Origin of the sequence: Stenotrophomonas sp. RG-453 (assembly GCF_033843685.1) — a bacterium.
In the GTDB taxonomy this organism is placed as follows: domain Bacteria; phylum Pseudomonadota; class Gammaproteobacteria; order Xanthomonadales; family Xanthomonadaceae; genus Stenotrophomonas; species Stenotrophomonas bentonitica_A.
Genome location: NZ_JAMYED010000001.1, coordinates 402,964 through 419,877 on the forward strand (window position 1 = coordinate 402,964; position 16,914 = coordinate 419,877).

Annotated in this window: 12 protein-coding genes; 8 read left to right on the forward strand and 4 right to left on the reverse strand. The window is 67.6% G+C overall.

Annotated features, from left to right (window positions below; all coding sequences use genetic code 11):
- The first annotated feature begins 10 nt into the window (after positions 1–10).
- The 3 genes from NJD74_RS01695 to pbpC all read left to right on the forward strand — a co-directional run bounded on the left by NJD74_RS01695 (position 11) and on the right by pbpC (position 8,950).
- The gene (locus NJD74_RS01695; protein ID WP_319623533.1) at positions 11–1,468 is read left to right on the forward strand and encodes a bifunctional 2-methylcitrate dehydratase/aconitate hydratase; all 1,458 of its coding nucleotides are present in this window, start codon (positions 11–13) and stop codon (positions 1,466–1,468) included.
- A 133-nt stretch (positions 1,469–1,601) separates the two neighbouring features.
- Entirely contained in the window at positions 1,602–6,521 is a 4,920-nt protein-coding gene (locus NJD74_RS01700; RefSeq protein ID WP_319623534.1) for an alpha-2-macroglobulin, read from the forward strand.
- 53 nt (positions 6,522–6,574) lie between these two features.
- Entirely contained in the window at positions 6,575–8,950 is a 2,376-nt protein-coding gene (gene pbpC / locus NJD74_RS01705) for a penicillin-binding protein 1C (RefSeq protein WP_319623535.1), read from the forward strand.
- 225 nt (positions 8,951–9,175) lie between these two features.
- Here pbpC and NJD74_RS01710 read toward each other — a convergent pair whose 3' ends face one another.
- On the reverse strand, positions 9,176–9,748 hold the full coding sequence (locus NJD74_RS01710) for a ferritin-like domain-containing protein (RefSeq protein ID WP_319623536.1): 573 nt from the start codon (positions 9,746–9,748) through the stop codon (positions 9,176–9,178).
- Positions 9,749–9,777: 29 nt separating this feature from the next.
- On the reverse strand, positions 9,778–10,260 hold the full coding sequence (locus NJD74_RS01715) for a peroxiredoxin (RefSeq protein WP_019186086.1): 483 nt from the start codon (positions 10,258–10,260) through the stop codon (positions 9,778–9,780).
- A 250-nt stretch (positions 10,261–10,510) separates the two neighbouring features.
- Here NJD74_RS01715 and NJD74_RS01720 point away from each other — a divergent pair, with 250 nt between their 5' ends.
- Positions 10,511–11,407 (forward strand): DnaJ C-terminal domain-containing protein, encoded by an 897-nt coding sequence (locus NJD74_RS01720; RefSeq protein ID WP_019186087.1) that lies wholly within the window; start codon positions 10,511–10,513, stop codon positions 11,405–11,407.
- A gap of 10 nt (positions 11,408–11,417) precedes the next feature.
- Here NJD74_RS01720 and pilH read toward each other — a convergent pair whose 3' ends face one another.
- A complete protein-coding gene (gene pilH / locus NJD74_RS01725; RefSeq protein WP_019186088.1) occupies positions 11,418–11,801 on the reverse strand; it encodes a twitching motility response regulator PilH in 384 nt (127 codons plus the stop codon).
- A gap of 89 nt (positions 11,802–11,890) precedes the next feature.
- Entirely contained in the window at positions 11,891–12,886 is a 996-nt protein-coding gene (locus tag NJD74_RS01730; RefSeq protein WP_070471391.1) for a YhdH/YhfP family quinone oxidoreductase, read from the reverse strand.
- 176 nt (positions 12,887–13,062) lie between these two features.
- On the opposite strand from NJD74_RS01730, the gene hflK reads away from it, so the two are divergent.
- The 4 genes from hflK (at position 13,063) to NJD74_RS01750 (ending at position 16,883) form a co-directional block, all read left to right on the forward strand.
- Positions 13,063–14,184, forward strand: a complete 1,122-nt coding sequence (gene hflK, locus NJD74_RS01735) for an FtsH protease activity modulator HflK (protein ID WP_070471393.1) — start codon at positions 13,063–13,065, stop codon at positions 14,182–14,184.
- Complete coding sequence (locus NJD74_RS01740) at positions 14,181–15,044, forward strand: protease modulator HflC (RefSeq protein ID WP_019186091.1); 864 nt, start codon at positions 14,181–14,183, stop codon at positions 15,042–15,044. The genes hflK and NJD74_RS01740 overlap by 4 nt, the downstream gene beginning before the upstream one ends.
- 69 nt (positions 15,045–15,113) lie before the next feature.
- Positions 15,114–15,302 carry a DUF2065 family protein gene (locus NJD74_RS01745; RefSeq protein WP_070471394.1) on the forward strand — a complete coding sequence of 63 codons (189 nt, stop codon included), beginning with the start codon at positions 15,114–15,116 and terminating at the stop codon, positions 15,300–15,302.
- Between the two features lie 288 nt (positions 15,303–15,590).
- Positions 15,591–16,883 carry an adenylosuccinate synthase gene (locus NJD74_RS01750; RefSeq protein ID WP_019183490.1) on the forward strand — a complete coding sequence of 431 codons (1,293 nt, stop codon included), beginning with the start codon at positions 15,591–15,593 and terminating at the stop codon, positions 16,881–16,883.
- Positions 16,884–16,914 lie beyond the last annotated feature (31 nt).

The window sequence follows — 16,914 nt, forward strand, 5'->3', positions numbered from 1 at the left end:
GAGAATCACGATGTCCGGTCATGACAGCCACAGCAACCAGCGTCCCGCATGGGACACGGTCCTGACCGACATCGTCGATTACGTTCGCGACTATCAGGTCAGCTCGCCGCTGGCGTATACCACCGCGCGGCACTGCCTGATCGATACGCTGGGCTGCGGGCTGGCCGCGCTCTCGTTCCCGGCCTGCAGCAAGCTGCTTGGGCCGGTGGTGCCGGGCATGCGCGTGATCAACGGGGCACGCGTGCCCGGCACCCGGTTCGAGCTCGATCCGGTGCAGGCGGCCTTCAACATCGGCGCGATGATCCGCTGGCTGGATTTCAACGACACCTGGCTGGCGGCGGAGTGGGGGCACCCCTCCGACAATCTCGGCGGCATCCTCGCCACGGCCGATTGGCTCAGCCGCAATGCCGAGGCACTGCGGCGCGCCCCGCTGACCATGCGTGATGTGCTCGCCGCGATGGTCAAGGCGCACGAGATCCAGGGCTGCCTGGCGCTGGAGAACGCCTTCAACCGGGTCGGGCTGGATCATGTGGTGCTGGTCAAGGTGGCGTCCACGGCGGTCGTGTCGCACATGCTCGGCCTGGATCGCGAGCGCATGCTCAATGCCGTGTCGCTGGCGTGGGTGGATGGGCAGTCGCTGCGCACGTACCGGCACGCGCCCAATACCGGCTCGCGCAAGAGCTGGGCGGCGGGCGACGCCACCAGCCGTGCGGTGCGCCTGTCGCTGATGGCCGCGGCCGGTGAGATGGGCTACCCCAGCGCGCTGACCGCGCCGACCTGGGGCTTCTACGATGTCTCCTTCGGCGGGCAGCCGTTCCGCTTCCAGCGGCCGTACGGCAGCTACGTGATGGAGAACGTGCTGTTCAAGATCAGCTATCCGGCCGAGTTCCATGGCCAGACCGCGGTCGAAGCGGCAATGGACGTGCATGCGCAGATGCGCGCCACCGGAAAACGCAGCGAGGACATCGCGCAGATCACCCTGCGCACCCAGCAGGCCTGCCTGCGCATCATCGACAAGCCCGGCCCGCTGCATAACCCGGCCGACCGCGACCACTGCGTGCAGTACATGGTGGCGATCGGGCTGATCTTCGGCCGCCTGGTCGCCGAGGACTACGAGGATGACGTCGCTGCCGATCCGCGCATCGATCCGCTGCGGGCGAAGATCACCTGCGTGGAAGACCCGCAGTTCACCGCCGACTACCTGGACCCGGACAAGCGCAGCATCGCCAACGCGCTGCACGTCACCTTCTCTGACGGCAGCACGATGGAGGCGGTGGTCGAGTACCCGCTGGGCCACGCCCGGCGCCGGGCCGAGGGCATCCCGCTGCTGGAGGACAAGTTCCGCCGGCACCTGGCTGGGGTGTTTCCGACCGTGCAGCAGCGCCGGATCCTCGAGGCCTCGCTGGACCCGGTCGCGCTGGAGGCAATGCCCGTCCACGAGTACGTGGACCTCTACCTCGCCACGTAGAGCCGACCGTTGGTCGGCTGCCTTTCGCCGCGCACCTGCCCCCCGACCATGACGCCCGCACTGCCAGGGCTCTCCGCCTCCGGACGGACCGGGACGGCCCGTATACTGGCCGCCTTGTTCAAGGAGTGACGTCATGGCTAGCCGCAGTCGGTTCGGGCAGTGGAGCTGGAAGGGAATCGCAGGCCTGGCGCTGGTCGTCGGCCTGGCCATCGGCGTAGGGGGCTGCAAGCGCAACGACAGTGGCCAGCTGCCAGCCCCCTCCGGCTCACCGATCGCGGCCAAGGCCGAGGCCATCACCGAGTTCACCCTGGTCCGGGCCTACCCCGATCAGAAGAGTGACGGCCTGTCGCTGGCGCTGGAGTTCTCCCGCCCGCTGGTCGGCACCCAGGATTTCGACGCGCTGGTCCGCTTCGCCGAGAAGGTCGGCACCGAGGACAGCAGTTGGTCGCTGTCCGATGACGGCAAGACCCTGCGCTATCCGTTCGTGGAAGCGGCCAAGGAATACTCGCTGATCGTCTCCCCCGATCTGCTCGCCGCCGATGGCAGCCGGATCGGCAAGGAGCTGCGCCAGAAGGTCTTTACCGGCGAGCTCAAGCCGGTGGCCGGGTTCGCCTCGCAGGGCAGCGTGCTGCCGGCCAAGGACAGCCGCGGCCTGCCGGTGGTCTCGGTCAACGTGCCCGAAGTGGACGTGGAGTTCCTGCGCGTGCGCGAGAAGGAACTGCCGAACTTCTTCAGCCAGTACCAGCGCGGCGGCCGCCGCGGCAGCTGGGAGCTCGACAGCGACTACGGCGACAAGACCCCGATGTCGCAGCTGGCCGAGCCGGTCTACGTCAACCGCTTCGTGATCGGCGGCAAGCAGAACGAGCGCGTGCTCACCTACCTGCCGACCCAGGACATCAAGGAGCTGCAGCAGCCGGGCCTGTACTTCGCGGTGATGAAGCGCAGCGGTTCGTTCGAAGGGGAGTACGACACCGCCTTCTTCACCGTCAGCGACATCGGCCTGCATACGCGCGCCTACAAGGACAAACTGTTCGTGCACACCGCCTCGCTGCAGAGCGGGGCGTCGCTGAAGAAGATCGAGCTGCGCATCCTGGATGGAAAAGGCGAGGTGGTGCTCAAAGGCGCAACCGACGGCAACGGCAATGCGCTGCTGAACTACACCCTCGATGCCAGCCACGTGCTGATCGCCAGCAGTGGCGGTGACACCTCGATGCTGCCGTTCAACCAGCCCGCGCTGGACCTGAGCGAGTTCGCCGTGGCCGGGCGCGACAACGCCTGGTTCGACGTGTTCACCTGGTCCGGCCGCGATCTGTACCGCCCGGGCGAGACCGTGCGCATCTCCGCCCTGCTGCGTGACAACGACGGCAAGCCGGTCAAGCCTCAGCCCGTGTTCCTGCGCCTGAAGCAGCCGGACGGCAAGACCTTCCGCGAGACCCGCCTGACCCCGGGCGAGCAGGGCTACTTCAGCTTCGAGCAGCTGATCCCGGCCGAGGCGCCGACCGGGCGCTGGCAGGTGGAGTTCCGCACCAACCCGGCCAGCAAGGAAGCGATCCAGGGCATGACCCTGCGCATCGAGGAATTCCTGCCCGAGCGCATGAAGCTGGACCTGGACAGCGCCCAGAAGACGCTCAAGCCGGGCGAGCCGCTCAAACTGCAGGCCGATGCCGCGTATCTGTACGGTGCACCGGCCGACGGCAACCGCTTCACCGCACGGTTGGCCGTGGCGGCCGAACAATCGCCGGTCGAGTCGCTGCCGGGCTATTTCTTCGGCGACCCGACCACCGCGCTGCCGCGCGAGGCGCGTGACGTCATCGATACCGAGTTCCCGGCCGACGGCAAGCTGCGCCAGGACGTGGAGCTGCCGGCCGAGGTGAAGCCGACCGCGCCGATCGCCGTCGTACTGTCCGGCAGCGTGTATGAAACCGGTGGCCGCACGGTGACCCGCACCCTGAAGCGGGTGATGTGGCCAGCAGCCGCCCTGGTCGGTGTGCGCCCGCTGTTCGATCCCAAGGACGGCGCGGACGCCAACAGCACGGCGCGCTTCGAGCTGATGCGCGTGGACACGGCGGGCAAGCCGCAGCCGGCCAAGGGCCTGAAGGTCACGCTGGTGCGCGAGCTGCGCGACTATCACTGGACCTTCAACGACAACCGCTGGGATTACGACTTCACCCGTCGCTTCGAGAACAAGGACACCCGTACCGTCGACGCCGGCAGTGCCGCGGTCGGTGTTGATTTCCCGGTGGAGTGGGGCGAGTACCGGCTGGACGTGTTCGACCCGGCCACCGGGCTGACCAGCCGCTATCCGTTCAACGCCGGCTGGAGCTGGAACGACGACAACCGCGGCCTGGATGCGCGCCCGGACAAGGTCAAGCTCGCACTGGACAAGACCGGCTACAAGGCCGGCGATACCGTGCGCGTCACCGTGACCCCGCCGCATGCCGGCAAGGGCGTGCTGATGGTCGAGAGCCACAACATGCTCTACGTCCAGGATATCGACGCCAAGCCGGGCAGCACCTACGACATTCCGGTCACGGCCGAGTGGGAACGCCACGATGTCTACATCACCGCGCTGGTGTTCCGTGGCGGCAGTGCCCCGAGCAAGATCACCCCTGCCCGTGCGGTCGGCGTGGTGCATGTGCCGATGGACCGCAAGGCACGCCAGATCGCGGTCGGCCTGGTCGCACCCAAGCAGATGCGTCCGGAGCAGACGCTGCCGGTCACCGTGAGTGCCCCGCAGCTGGCCGGCAAGGTCGCGCATGTGACCGTCTCGGCGGTGGATGTGGGCATCCTCAACATCACCCGCTTTCCGGTGCCCGATGCCGCCGCGCACTTCTTCGCGCAGCGCCGCCTGGGTGTGGATGCCTATGACATCTACAGCCGCGTGATCGAAAGCTTCGACGGCAGCAGCGGCAAGTTGAAGTTCGGCGGCGACATGGCGCTGGCGGCGATGCCGCAGGCCAAGCGCCCGACCGCGCGCGTGCAGACAGTGGACCTGTTCTCCGGCCCGGTGAAGCTCGATGCCAAGGGCATCGCCCGGGTCGCGCTGAAGGTGCCGGACTTCAACGGCACCCTGCGCGTGTCGGCGCTGGTGTATGCCGATGACCAGTACGGCAAGCGTGACGTGGAGACCGTGGTGCGCGCGCCGATCCTGGCCGAGGCGAGCATGCCGCGCGTGATGGCGCCCGGCGATACCAGCACCGTGACCCTGGACGTGCAGAACTTCACCGGCACGCCGGGCGAGTTCAAGGTGCAGGTGGATGGCATCGGGCCGCTCACCCTGGGCGAGTCCAGCCGCACGCTCAAGCTCAACGCCGACGCCAAGAGCACGCTGAGCTTCCCGCTGACCGCGCGCGAGGGCTACACGGTAGCCAAGGTGCGCGTACGCGTGGACGGCAACGGCTTCAAGGTCGATCGCCGCTATGACCTGCCGGTGCGCGCGGCGTGGCCGCAGGTACTGCGCGCACAGACCCGCACGCTGGATCCGCTGGCCGCGGTCACGATGGAAGCCGGGCTGGCCGATGGCCTGATGAACGACTCGGTGACCGCGCGCATGCTGGTCAGCGCGCTGCCGCCGATTCCGTTCGCCAGTGCCTTGAACGGCGCGCTCAATTATCCGTATGGCTGCGCCGAGCAGACCACCAGCAAGGGCTACGCCGCGCTGATGCTGGATGAGGCGACCTCGGCCATGCTCGGAGCGGACGGGCTGGATGCCAAGACCCGCCGCGAGCGCATGGAAGGTGCGTTCGGCCGCCTGGCCTCGATGCAGGTCGCCAACGGCAACTTCTCGATGTGGGGCGACGACGGCTACATCAATCCCTGGCTGACCCCGTACATCGCCGAGTTCCTGCTCGATGCCAAGGACGCCGGCTTCGCCGTGCCGGACAACGTGCTGCAGAAGGCACTGAACCGGCTGAGCGAAGACCTGCTCTCCGGCGGCAACCAGTTCTATGGCGAGGATCGCCGCGAGAACCTGAAGTTTGCCAACCAGGCCTATTCGGGCTACGTGCTGGCCCGGGTGAACCGTGCGCCGCTGGGAACCCTGCGCGCGCTGTATGACAACGAGCGCAGCAAATCGCTGACCGGCCTGTCGCTGGTGCACCTGGGCATCGCGCTGTCGCTGCAGGGCGATCACAAGCGCGGCGATGCGGCCATTGCCGCCGGCTTCGCCAAGAGCGCGGCGGACCGTCCGGCCTACTTCGGCGATTACGGCAGCGCGGTGCGCGATGACGCGCTGATGATCGCGCTGCTGCACGAGCGCAAGCTGTCCAAGCCGGCCTACGATGCACGTGCGGTCGATCTCGGCCGCGCGCTGGACGCCCGCCGCAACAGTGGCTGGATGTGGCTGAGCACCCAGGAGCAGGTGGCGCTGGCGCGCATGGGCAAGGCGCTGTCGGCCAACCAGAAGAAGCTGGTATCCGGTGAACTGGTGGTCGGTGGCGAAAGCGAGAGCATCTCGGCGCGCCGCATGTTCGGCCGCAGCTTCGACTACGCCGCGCTGGCCAAGGGCGTGCGCTTCACCCCGCAGGGGGAGCCGCCGATGTTCGCCAGCCTGGAAGTGGCCGGCATTCCGCGCAACCCGCCTGAACCGGACAGCCGCACGCTGGGCGTGGAGCGCAGCTGGTACACCACCGACGGCAAGCCGTGGACGCCGCGGCCGCTGAAGGAAGGCGAGGCCCTGATCGTACGCGTCAGCGTCACCCCGAACGTGGACATGCCCGATGCACTGTTGACCGATCTGCTGCCGGCCGGGTTGGAGATCGAGAACTTCAACCTGGGCGATGCCAAGCAGTGGGCCGATGTGGTGGTCGATGGGTTGAGCGTCAACGACCGCGGCGATGCGGCCAACATCAAGCACGAAGAGTTCCGCGACGATCGCTATGTGGCCGCGCTGAAACTCTCCCGTGGCAGCACCGCCAAGGTGTTCTACCTGGTACGTGCGGTCACGCCGGGCACCTACCGCGTGCCGCCACCGCTGGTGGAGGACATGTACCGTCCGGACCTGCGCGGCGTAGGGCGCAGCCTCCCGGCATCGCTGACCGTGGTGCAGCCCTGATCGCAGGGCGGGCCGTCCGCGTGACGGCCCGCCTGCCTCGTTGCTGACCTGACATGACGTCTCTTTTTTCCAAGCGGTGGTGGGCGTCGGCGGTGCGCAGTGTGCTGCCTTACCTGCGTTGGGGTACGGCTGCGGTGCTCACGCTGCTGCTGGTGCTGGATCTCGCGTTTCCGCCACCGCTGCCCAGGCAGCGTGACACCAGCACCCTGGTGGTCGCACGCGATGGCACCCCGTTGCGCGCGTTCGCCGATGCCGACGGCGTGTGGCGCTACCCGGCCTCGGCCGAGAGTGTGTCACCGCTGTATCTGCAGGCCCTGCTGAACTACGAAGACCGCTGGTTCTGGCGGCATCCGGGCATCAATCCGTGGGGGTTGCTGCGGGCCGGCAAGCAATGGCTGTTCGAGCAGCGGATCGTCTCCGGTGGTTCAACCCTGACCATGCAGGTCGCGCGTATTCTCGATCCGCATACGCGCACGCCTTGGGGCAAAGCCAAGCAGCTGCTGCGCGCGGTGCAGCTGGAACTGCACCTGAGCAAGGCGCAGATCCTGGCGCTGTATCTGGAACGTGCGCCCTATGGGGGCACCATCGAAGGCGTGGAGGCGGCGAGCTGGGCCTATCTGGGCAAGCCAGCCTCGCAGTTGTCGCATGCCGAGGCGGCGTTGCTGGCGGTGCTGCCGCAGTCGCCCAGCCGGTTGCGTCCGGACCGCCATCCGGAGGCGGCACAGCGGGCGCGTGACAAGGTGCTCGAACGCATGGTGTCACTCGGTGTGTGGTCACGCGAGGAGGTCGACGATGCGCGCATCGAGCCGGTGGTCACCCGCGCCCTGCAGCCCCCGCTGCATGCGGCGTTGTTGGCGCAGCGCCTGCGCTCGGCGCAGCCGCGGGCGGCGCGGATCGAGAGCACGCTGGATATCGGCCTGCAGCGCACGCTGGAAGAGCGTGTGTCGTCCTACTTTTCACAGCTGCCCGAGCGCACCTCGGCGGCGTTGCTGGTGGTGGACAACCGCACACTGGAGGCACGTGCCTACGTCGGTTCGGTGGCGTTCGGCGACAAACAGCGGCTCGGCCATGTGGACATGGTGCAGGCGTGGCGCTCACCGGGCTCAACGCTGAAACCGTTCCTGTACGGCATGGCGCTGGATGATGGCCTGATCCATTCGGAAAGCCTGATGGTGGATGCGCCGCAGAGCTTCGGCGGGTATCGGCCGGGCAACTTCGATGCGGCCTTCAACGGGCCGGTCAGTGCCGCCACGGCGCTGCGGTTGTCACTCAATGTGCCGGCGGTGGACCTGCTGGATCGCGTCGGCTCGGCGCGCTTCGCGGCACGCCTGTCGCATGCGGGCATCAATCTGCGCTTTCCGCACGGCAGTGCGCCCAATCTCTCGCTGATTCTCGGCGGCACCGGCGCGCGGCTGGAGGATCTGGTCGGCACCTTCGCCGCGTTCAACCGCAACGGTATCGCCGGGCGGGTGCGTTATACCGCCGGGGATGCGGTGATCGAGCGCCGCCTGATGTCCCCCGGCGCGGCGTGGATCACCCGCGAGGTGCTCGAGTCCAATCCCCGCCCGGGCTACGGCACCGGCACCTTCGATGTCACCGGCCGCCCACGTGTGGCCTGGAAGACCGGCACCAGCTACGGCTACCGCGATGCCTGGGCGATCGGCACGACGCGCCATTACACGGTAGGTGTGTGGGTGGGGCGCCCGGATGGCACGCCGCTGCCCGGGCAGTACGGCGCGGTGACCGCGTTGCCGCTGATGTTCGAGGTGGTCGACAGTCTGCCGCGCCAGGCCGGCGATGCCCGTGCGGCGCCGATGCCGGCGAGCGTGGCGCAGGCCGATATCTGCTGGCCGACCGGTGGTCTGGCCGAGCAGATGGCGCCCGCGCTGTGCCAGCGGCGGATGCCGGCGTTCGTGCTCGATGGGGCGGTGCCGCCGACCTTCGCCGAGCGCGAGGCGCGGCTGTGGCAGCCGGGTCTGCAGCGGTTCCAGGTGGATGCGCGCACGGGGCTGCGGCTGTCGCCGGAGTGCAGCCGACCGCATGCGACGGAGTCGCGTGAGATCGCGCGCTGGCCGGCGCTGTTGTCGCCGTGGTTGCCGCACGCGCAGCGTCAGGCCTCGCAGTTGCCTGCGTTGTCCCCGGACTGCAGCGACGATGGTCGAGAGAGTGGTGGGACGCTGCATATCGAGGGGCTCAACGACCGCGCCACCCTCGCACGCGCGCCGAATGCCGAGCGCGGCGTTCGCCTGCAACTGCGTGCACTGGGCAATGAAACGACCGTGGATTGGCTGCTGGATGACCGCTGGATCGCCCGCACTGAAGGCGCGCGGCTGTTCCAGCGCGATTTCGACGAGGTGGGTGAGCACACGCTGACCGCGCTGGCCGCCGATGGTGCGTGGACGCAGGTGCGGTTCCGGATCCTGCGCTGACGGGTTGCTGCCCGCGATCGGGTAGTGCCGGCCGCTGGCCGGCATCATCCCATCAACGGTAGTGCCGGCCGCTGGCCGGCATCACACCATGAACGGTAGTGCCGGCCGCTGGCCGGCACTGCACGCCGTTCGGATGCTGCAGGAGCCGGCCAGCGGCCGGCACTACAGCGTCAGGAGCCGGCAGCGGCCGGCACTACAGGGCCAAGAGTCGGCATGCGGCTGGCGTTACTCGCCGATCCAGCCGTCCAGCAGATCGGCGAATTCGTCGGCGTGCTCTTCTTCCTGCGCGAGGATCTCTTCGAGGATGCGCTTGGTCGTGGTGTCCTTGTCGCCGACGAAGTTGATCATCTCGCGGTAGCTGTCGATCGCGATGCGCTCGGCAATCAGGTTCTCGCGGACCATGTCGCGCAGGTCGCTGCCTTCCTTGTACTCGGCATGCGAGCGCGCGGTGAGCATATCCGGGTTCAGATCCGGCTCGCCGCCCAGCTGCACGATGCGTTCGGCCAGCTTGCCGGCATGCGCCTGTTCCTGCTGTGCGTGTTCCAGGAACTCGGCCTTGATCGAATCGGCGAGCATGCCCTTGGCCATGAAGTAATGGCGGTAGTAGCGCAGCACGCAGACGTACTCGGTGGCGAGCGCATCGTTGAGCAGCTTGATCACCGCCTTGCGGTCGGCGCTGTAGCTGTCGGTGATCGCGCCATCTTCGATGTCCTTGCGGGCCTTGGCACGCAGGGTGGCGGTGTCGCTGATGCCCGGCGGGCGGGCGTTGTTGGGGGTGTTCTTGGCTGGCGTTGACATGGCTGGCCGGGTTCCTCTGTTGCGTGGGTCTAGCGGGGGAGATGCTCCAGCACGTACTGGGCCGAAGACACCTCGAATTTTCCGGGTTCCTCGATGAAGGTTTCGCGCACGACACCGTCTTCGACATACAGCGCGAAGCGACGCGAGCGCGTGCCCATGCCCGAACTGCTGGCATCCATTTCCAGGCCCAGCGCCCGGGTGAATTCACCATTGCCGTCGGACAGCATCTGCAGCCCCTCGGGGACCTGTTGGCTCTCGCCCCAGGCCTTCATGACAAACGGGTCGTTGACCGCCATGCAGAACACCTCGATGCCGCGGTGGCGGAATTCGGGGAACTGCTCGATGAAGCCGGGCAGGTGCCGGGCCGAACAGGTCGGGGTGAATGCGCCGGGCACGCCGAACAGCACCGCCTTGCGCGAATCGAACAGGGCATGGGTATCGATGGTCTCCATGCCCTCGCGGATGCGCTTGAGGGTGACTTCGGGAATGCGGTCGCCAACGTGGATGGTCATGCGGACTCCTTGGACACAGGCAGGGTAGTGAGGGGCATGGGATGGCCATGTCAACATGTTGAAAACCGGCCGTGCAGACCCATCTTCAGCGGGAAAGGCGGGCCACGGGGGCAGCGTAGCCGCCCGGGATGTCCGCCGCATTGCGCAGGATCATTCGCCCCCGGCGTCACGGTGGGCCGACCCGCAGCAGCTAGAATTGCGCGGACGGCGCCCGCCCACGCGGGTGGCCGAACTTAGTCGAGGTGTTTGGATGGAATTCAAGGATTACTACGCCACGCTCGGGGTGGAACCCACCGCGGGCGATGCTGAGATCAAGACCGCTTACCGCCGCCTGGCGCGCAAGTACCACCCGGATGTGAGCAAGGAAGCCGGGGCCGAGGACAAATTCAAGGCGGTCAACGAGGCGTATGAGGCGCTGCGCGATCCGCAGAAGCGCGCGGCCTATGACCAGCTCAAGGCGCAGGGCTACCGGCCCGGCGAGGAGTTCCATACCCCGCCGAACTACGGCGGTGGGCAAGGCTATGATTTCGAGGAGGTGTTCGGGGGCGGCGCCGGTGGCGGCGGCTTCAGCGATTTCTTCGAAAGTCTGTTCGCGCGCCAGCGCGGCGGTGGCGGCGGGCGTGCCAGCGGTTTCGGCGGTGCCAGCCAGGGCCCGCAGCCGACCCGCGACACCCGCGCCAAGCTGTCGGTCCCGCTGGAGGCCGCCTACCAGGGCGACAGCCTGCGCATCAACGTCAACGGCAAGCAGCTGGATGTGCGCGTGCCCAAGGGCATCCGCCCGGGCCAGGTGATCCGCCTGACCGGGCAGGGCACCGGTGGCGGCAACCTGCTGCTGGAAGTGGAGTACGCCGAGCACCCGCAGTTCGAGGTGGATGGCCGCAACATCCTGTACACCCTGCAGGTGACCCCGTGGCAGGCGGCGCTGGGCACCAGCATCAGCGTGCCGACCCTGGGCGGTGCGGTGGACCTGAAGGTGCCGGCCGAGTCCGATGCCGGGCGCAAGCTGCGCCTGCGTGGCCGTGGCCTGCCGGGCAACCCGGATGGCGATCAGATCGTGGAGCTGGAAATCATCGCACCGGCGCCCACCGATGAGGCGCAGAAGAAGGCCTACAAGGCGCTGGCCAAGGCCTTCGGCGAGAAGGTGTGAGGCATCGGCATCACGCCGTCGGCGGTTCCTGGTGGCTGAAAACGCGCTCCAGCACCTCCGACAGCTCGTCTTCGGAGAACGGCTTGGTGATGTAGGCCTTCGCCCCCTGCCGCATGCCCCACATGCGGTCGGTATCTTGGTCCTTGGTGGTCACCAGGATCACCGGAATGTGCCTGGTCGAGGCGTCGCGGGCCAGCGTCCGGGTCGCCTGGAAACCGTTGAGGTTGGGCATCACCACGTCCATCAGCACCAGATCGGGCAGCTCGGCCTTGGCCGCTTCCACCCCGGCCGCGCCGTCGGTGGCGGTCAGGATCTGGTGCCCGAGTTTCTCGACGATCCGCTGTATCCCCAACAGCTGCGACGGTGAATCGTCGACGATCAGAATGCGTGCCATGGTGTTCCCCGTGTGATGCCCGCAGTGTAGTGCGGGCATCGCGCCGTCGTGAAGCGCCGGGCGTGCCGTCCGTCGCCCGGCTGCCACGCTCAGTCGATTCGTACCACCGTGCGGCCGTGGTTGCCGCCCGCAAGCAGGGTATCGAACGCCGCCGGCAGGCCATCCAGCCCGATTTCGCCCGTACAGATCGCGTCCAGATGCGCCGGCTTCCACGCACCACCCAGCTTCTCCCAGACCGCTTCGCGCAGCTCGCGCGGTGCACTGGAGGAAGACACCCCGATCAGCGACACGCCGCGGATGATGAAAGGCATCACCGTCATCTCCAGCTCCGCGCTGGCGGCCAGGCCGGCACTGACCACGGACCCGTAAGGCACGGTCTGGGCCAGCAGGCTGGTCAGCATCGCGCCACCCGCGTTGTCCAGCCCACCGCCGAAGCGCGCCGACTCCATCGGGCGGGTGGTTGCCAGCACCTCACGCGGCAGGACCTCGCGCGCACCCAGGCCACGCAGGTAGTCGGCCTGGTCGGGCTTGCCACTGATCGCATGCACCTCGAAGCCCGCCCGGGTAAAGATGTCCACCGCCAGCGAGCCGACCCCGCCGGTGGCCCCGGTCACGGCCAGCGGCCCGTGGGCAGGGGTCTGCCGGTTGTCCAGCATCCGCACCAGGGCCAGTGCGGCGGTGAAGCCGGCCGTGCCCAGGATCATCGCCTCGCGCGGGGTCAGTCCCGTCGGTTGCCGGATCACCGCGCTGGCGGCCAGGCGCACATACGGGCTGTAGCCGCCATCGCGGGTCTCGCTCAGCCCGCAGCCGGTGGCGAGCACCGCATCACCCTCGCGGCAGGCCGGATCGGTCGAGGCGACCACCGTGCCTGCCACGTCGATGCCGCCGACCAGCGGGAAACGCCGCAGGATCCTGCCCTTGCCGGTGCCAGCCAACGCATCTTTATAGTTGACCGAGGACCAGTGCGCGCGGATCACCACCTCGCCCGGGTTGAGCTGCGCCAGCCCGATCGGTTCCAGCCCGGCGTGGTAGCCGGTATCGTCCTGGTGGATGCGGAAGGCGTTGAACCGGTCGGGAATTGCCATGAAGATGCCTGACGGGGGGAAACCACTACCTTACCCGCTGCGGTTATGAATCGTTCCCGGAGATGCGTGACCCCTTCCAATCCTGTCGATCTGCCCCATCTAGTAGAATCGACAACGTTTTAACGGTTGACGGTGCGGGAGTGGCCCGCAGGCAACCTTACCTTGATGGAGCGTGCATGGCCTGGAATACACCCGGCGGCAACAAGGGCGGACAAGGCCCCGACGAGAATCGACGTGGGCCGTTCGGTCCTCGCGGTGGCGGCAATGGCGGCGGTTGGGGCGGTTTGCCCGGTCCGTTGAAAGACCTGTTCGATGGCGGCATCCTGCGCTGGGTCGCGGTGGCTGCGGTGTTGCTGCTGCTGTTCTCCAGCTTCCAGCTGATCGGCGAACAGCAACGCGGTGTGGTCCTGCGCTTCGGCCAGTTCCATCGCATCCTGCAGCCTGGCCCCAACTTCAAGCTGCCCTGGCCGCTGGAATCGGTCACCAAGGTCAATGCCACCGAGATCAAGACGTTCAGCAGCCAGGTGCCGGTCCTGACCCGCGACGAGAACATCGTCAACGTCTCGCTCAACGTCCAGTACCGCATCGATGATCCGCGCCTGTACCTGTTCGGCTCGGTCGATGCCGACCAGGTGCTGGAGCAGACCGCGCAGAGCGCGGTGCGTGAGCAGGTGGGTCGTGCCGACCTCAACAACGTGCTCAACAACCGTGGCCCGCTGGCCGTGGCCGCCGAAGAGCGCTTGCAGGCCTCGCTCGGCATCTACCGCACCGGTCTGTCGGTGACCGGCCTGACCCTGCCCGATGCCCGCCCGCCCGAGGAGGTCAAGCCGGCCTTTGACGAGGTCAACGGTGCCCAGCAGGTCAAGGAGCGTCTGATCAACGAAGCCCAGGCTTATGCGGCCAAGGTGGTCCCGGAAGCGCGCGGCCAGGCCTCGCGGGCCCGGACCACCGCTGAAGGCTACAAGCAGGCCGTGGTTGCCAAGGCCGAGGGTGATGCCGAGCGCTTCAGCCTGCTGCAGGCCCAGTACAAGGACGCCCCGGAAGTCACCCGCAAGCGCCTGTGGCTGGAAACGGTGCAGACGGTGCTCTCGGAGAACCGCAAGATCATCGGCGGCGATGGCCGCCAGCTGATCTACGTGCCGATGCCGGGCGACACCCGCACCAGCACCAACGCCGCTCCGGCGGTGACCCCGGAAGTCATGCTGCCGTCGCTGCCTGCCAGCACGGCCGTGGATGGCGTTCGCAATGCGGAGCGTCCGACGACGCGCCCGACCGGTCGTGAGGAGGGCAGCCGATGAGAAGTTCACTGTGGATTGGTCTGGCCGTAGCGGTCCTGCTCGGCCTGCTGGGTTCGGTCTACGTGGTCCGTGAGGACCAGACCGCGATGGTGCTGAACCTGGGCAAGGTGGTCCGTGCGGACATCAAGCCGGGCCTGCACTTCAAGGTGCCGCTGGTGGAGACGGTGCGCGTGTTCGATCGCCGCTTCCAGGTGCTCGATACCGCCCCGGCGCGTTACTTCACCGCCGAGCAGAAGGACGTCAGCGTCGACTTCTTCGCCATCGGTTACATCTCCGACGTGCGCGCGTACTTCCGTGCGACCGGCGGCGATGCCCGCGTGGCCAACGCCCGTCTGGCCCCGATCATCACCGACTCGCTGCGCAACCAGATCAACTCGCGTTCGTTGCAGCAGCTGGTCTCCGGGGATCGCAGCGAACTGATCGCCAACCAGCTGACCGGCATCAACGAGTCGGTCAAGGCGCTCGGCATGCAGATCATCGACCTGCGCATCAAGCAGATCGACCTGCCGACCGACAGCCAGGTGATCAACGATGTGTACGAGCGCATGCGCGCCCAGCGCAAGCAGGAAGCAGCCAAGCTGCGCGCCGAGGGTGAAGAGCAGTCGCTGACCATCCGTGCCCAGGCCGACCGCGAGAGCACCGTGATCGTGGCCGAAGCCGAGCGCGACGCCCAGCAGCTGCGCGGTGCCGGCGATGCCGATGCCGCCCGCATCTACGGCAAGGCCGGCTCGGCCGACCCGTCGTTCTACGCCTTCTACCGCAGCCTGGAGGCCTACCGTGGCTCCATGACCGACGGCAACGGCGTGATCGTGCTCGACAAGAACGACCCGTTCCTGCAGTACCTCAAGAGCGATCGCTGAGGCCGCAGGCGGTAGTCATTCACGGGGACCCGGTGCAGACCGGGTCCCCGTTTTGTTTGTGGAGATGTCATGAAAGAGTTGTTCTCGGCGCTGTGCCTGGTCGCCGTGCTGGAAGGCCTGTTCCTGTTCGCCGCCCCGTTGGCCTGGAAGCGCATGGCCGAGCAGCTGTTGATGCTGCGCAGCAGCGCCCTGCGTGCGTGGGGCGGGGTGATCCTGCTGGCCGGCCTGACCACGCTCTGGTGGATCCGTCACGCATAGCGTCGGGCGTTGCCCGGCCCCTGACCCGGTAATGCCGGCCACTGGCCGGCTCCGCTCTGCCCCGCCTCTGACCGGTTGCCAACACGGGCCGCCAGCGGGGTGGCACCTGCCCAGGGAAACCCGGATAATGCAAAAAAGCCGGACGGGCCTCCCCGTTCGGCTTTTTCCGTGTCTGGGCCTTCCATCGCCGGCCGCTCCCCGTTTGGAGCCGCCATCACCGCGCTGGCCAGCCCTGCCACGGTTTACCCGTCCGCGGCCCCGATGGCCGCAACATATGAGGAGCCCGTCATGGGTCAGTCTGTCGTAGTGCTTGGTGCCCAGTGGGGCGATGAAGGCAAGGGCAAGATCGTCGATCTGCTCACCGAGGAAATCGGTGCCGTAGTGCGTTTCCAGGGCGGCCACAACGCCGGCCACACCCTTGTCATCAATGGCAAGAAGACCGTGCTGCACCTGATCCCGTCGGGCATCCTGCGCGAAGACGCGCTGTGCCTGATCGGCAACGGCGTGGTGATCTCGCCGGCCGCGCTGCAGAAGGAAATCGCCGAGCTGGAAACCTCCGGCGTGGAAGTGCGTTCGCGCCTGAAGATCTCCCCGGCCGCGCCGCTGATCATGCCGTACCACATCGCCCTGGACCAGGCGCGCGAACGCGCTGCCGGCGGCAAGGCGATCGGCACCACCGGCCGTGGCATCGGCCCGGCGTATGAAGACAAGGTGGCGCGTCGCGGCATCCGCATCGCCGACCTGCATTACCCGGCCCAGCTGGAAGAACTCCTGCGCACCGCGCTGGATTACCACAACTTCGTGCTGACCAAGTACCTCAATACCGACGCGGTCGACTTCCAGAAGACCTACGACGAAGCACTGGCCTTCGGCGAATACGTCGAGCCGATGAAGTCCGACGTCGCCGGCATCCTGCATGACCTGCGCAAGCAGGGTAAGCGCGTGCTGTTCGAAGGCGCCCAGGGCGCACTGCTGGACATCGACCACGGCACCTACCCGTACGTCACCAGCTCCAACACCACCGTGGGTGGTGCACTGGCCGGTGCCGGCGTCGGCGCCGATGCGATCGACTACGTGCTGGGCATCGCCAAGGCCTACGCGACCCGCGTCGGCGGTGGCCCGTTCCCGACCGAGCTGGACGATGAAGTCGGCCAGGGCATCCGCGACCGCGGTGCCGAATACGGCGCTTCGACCGGCCGCCCGCGTCGCTGCGGCTGGATGGACATCGTCGCGCTCAAGCGCGCCGTGGCCATCAACGGCATCAGCGGCCTGTGCATCACCAAGCTGGACGTGCTCGACGGCATGGAGAAGCTGAAGGTCTGCATCGCCTACGAATACCGTGGCAAGCGTACCGAGTACGCGCCGCTGGACGCGCAGGGCTGGGAAGAATGCACCCCGGTGTACCTGGAGTTCCCGGGCTGGACCGAGAACACCCACGGCATCACCAACTGGGATGACCTGCCGCCGGCCGCCCGCGCTTACCTGCGCGCGCTGGAAGAGCTGGCCGGTTGCCCGGTCAGCATCGTCTCGACCGGCCCGGACCGCGACCACACCATGGTCCTGCAGGACCCGTTCGCCTGATCAGGCGCGGGCGTGCCGGGCATGCCCGGTA

Excerpts from the sequence above, each read along its gene's own strand:
- NJD74_RS01730 (WP_070471391.1), bottom strand. The coding sequence starts at position 12,886 with ATGGCAATTCCCGACCGGTTCAACGCCTTCCGCATCCACCAGGACGAT.
- NJD74_RS01715 (WP_019186086.1), bottom strand. The coding sequence starts at position 10,260 with ATGACCATCCACGTTGGCGACCGCATTCCCGAAGTCACCCTCAAGCGC.
- NJD74_RS01700 (WP_319623534.1), top strand. The coding sequence starts at position 1,602 with ATGGCTAGCCGCAGTCGGTTCGGGCAGTGGAGCTGGAAGGGAATCGCA.
- pilH (WP_019186088.1), bottom strand. The coding sequence starts at position 11,801 with ATGGCACGCATTCTGATCGTCGACGATTCACCGTCGCAGCTGTTGGGG.
- NJD74_RS01720 (WP_019186087.1), top strand. The coding sequence starts at position 10,511 with ATGGAATTCAAGGATTACTACGCCACGCTCGGGGTGGAACCCACCGCG.
- NJD74_RS01710 (WP_319623536.1), bottom strand. The coding sequence starts at position 9,748 with ATGTCAACGCCAGCCAAGAACACCCCCAACAACGCCCGCCCGCCGGGC.
- NJD74_RS01740 (WP_019186091.1), top strand. The coding sequence starts at position 14,181 with ATGAGAAGTTCACTGTGGATTGGTCTGGCCGTAGCGGTCCTGCTCGGC.
- hflK (WP_070471393.1), top strand. The coding sequence starts at position 13,063 with ATGGCCTGGAATACACCCGGCGGCAACAAGGGCGGACAAGGCCCCGAC.
- NJD74_RS01750 (WP_019183490.1), top strand. The coding sequence starts at position 15,591 with ATGGGTCAGTCTGTCGTAGTGCTTGGTGCCCAGTGGGGCGATGAAGGC.
- NJD74_RS01695 (WP_319623533.1), top strand. The coding sequence starts at position 11 with ATGTCCGGTCATGACAGCCACAGCAACCAGCGTCCCGCATGGGACACG.
- pbpC (WP_319623535.1), top strand. The coding sequence starts at position 6,575 with ATGACGTCTCTTTTTTCCAAGCGGTGGTGGGCGTCGGCGGTGCGCAGT.
- NJD74_RS01745 (WP_070471394.1), top strand. The coding sequence starts at position 15,114 with ATGAAAGAGTTGTTCTCGGCGCTGTGCCTGGTCGCCGTGCTGGAAGGC.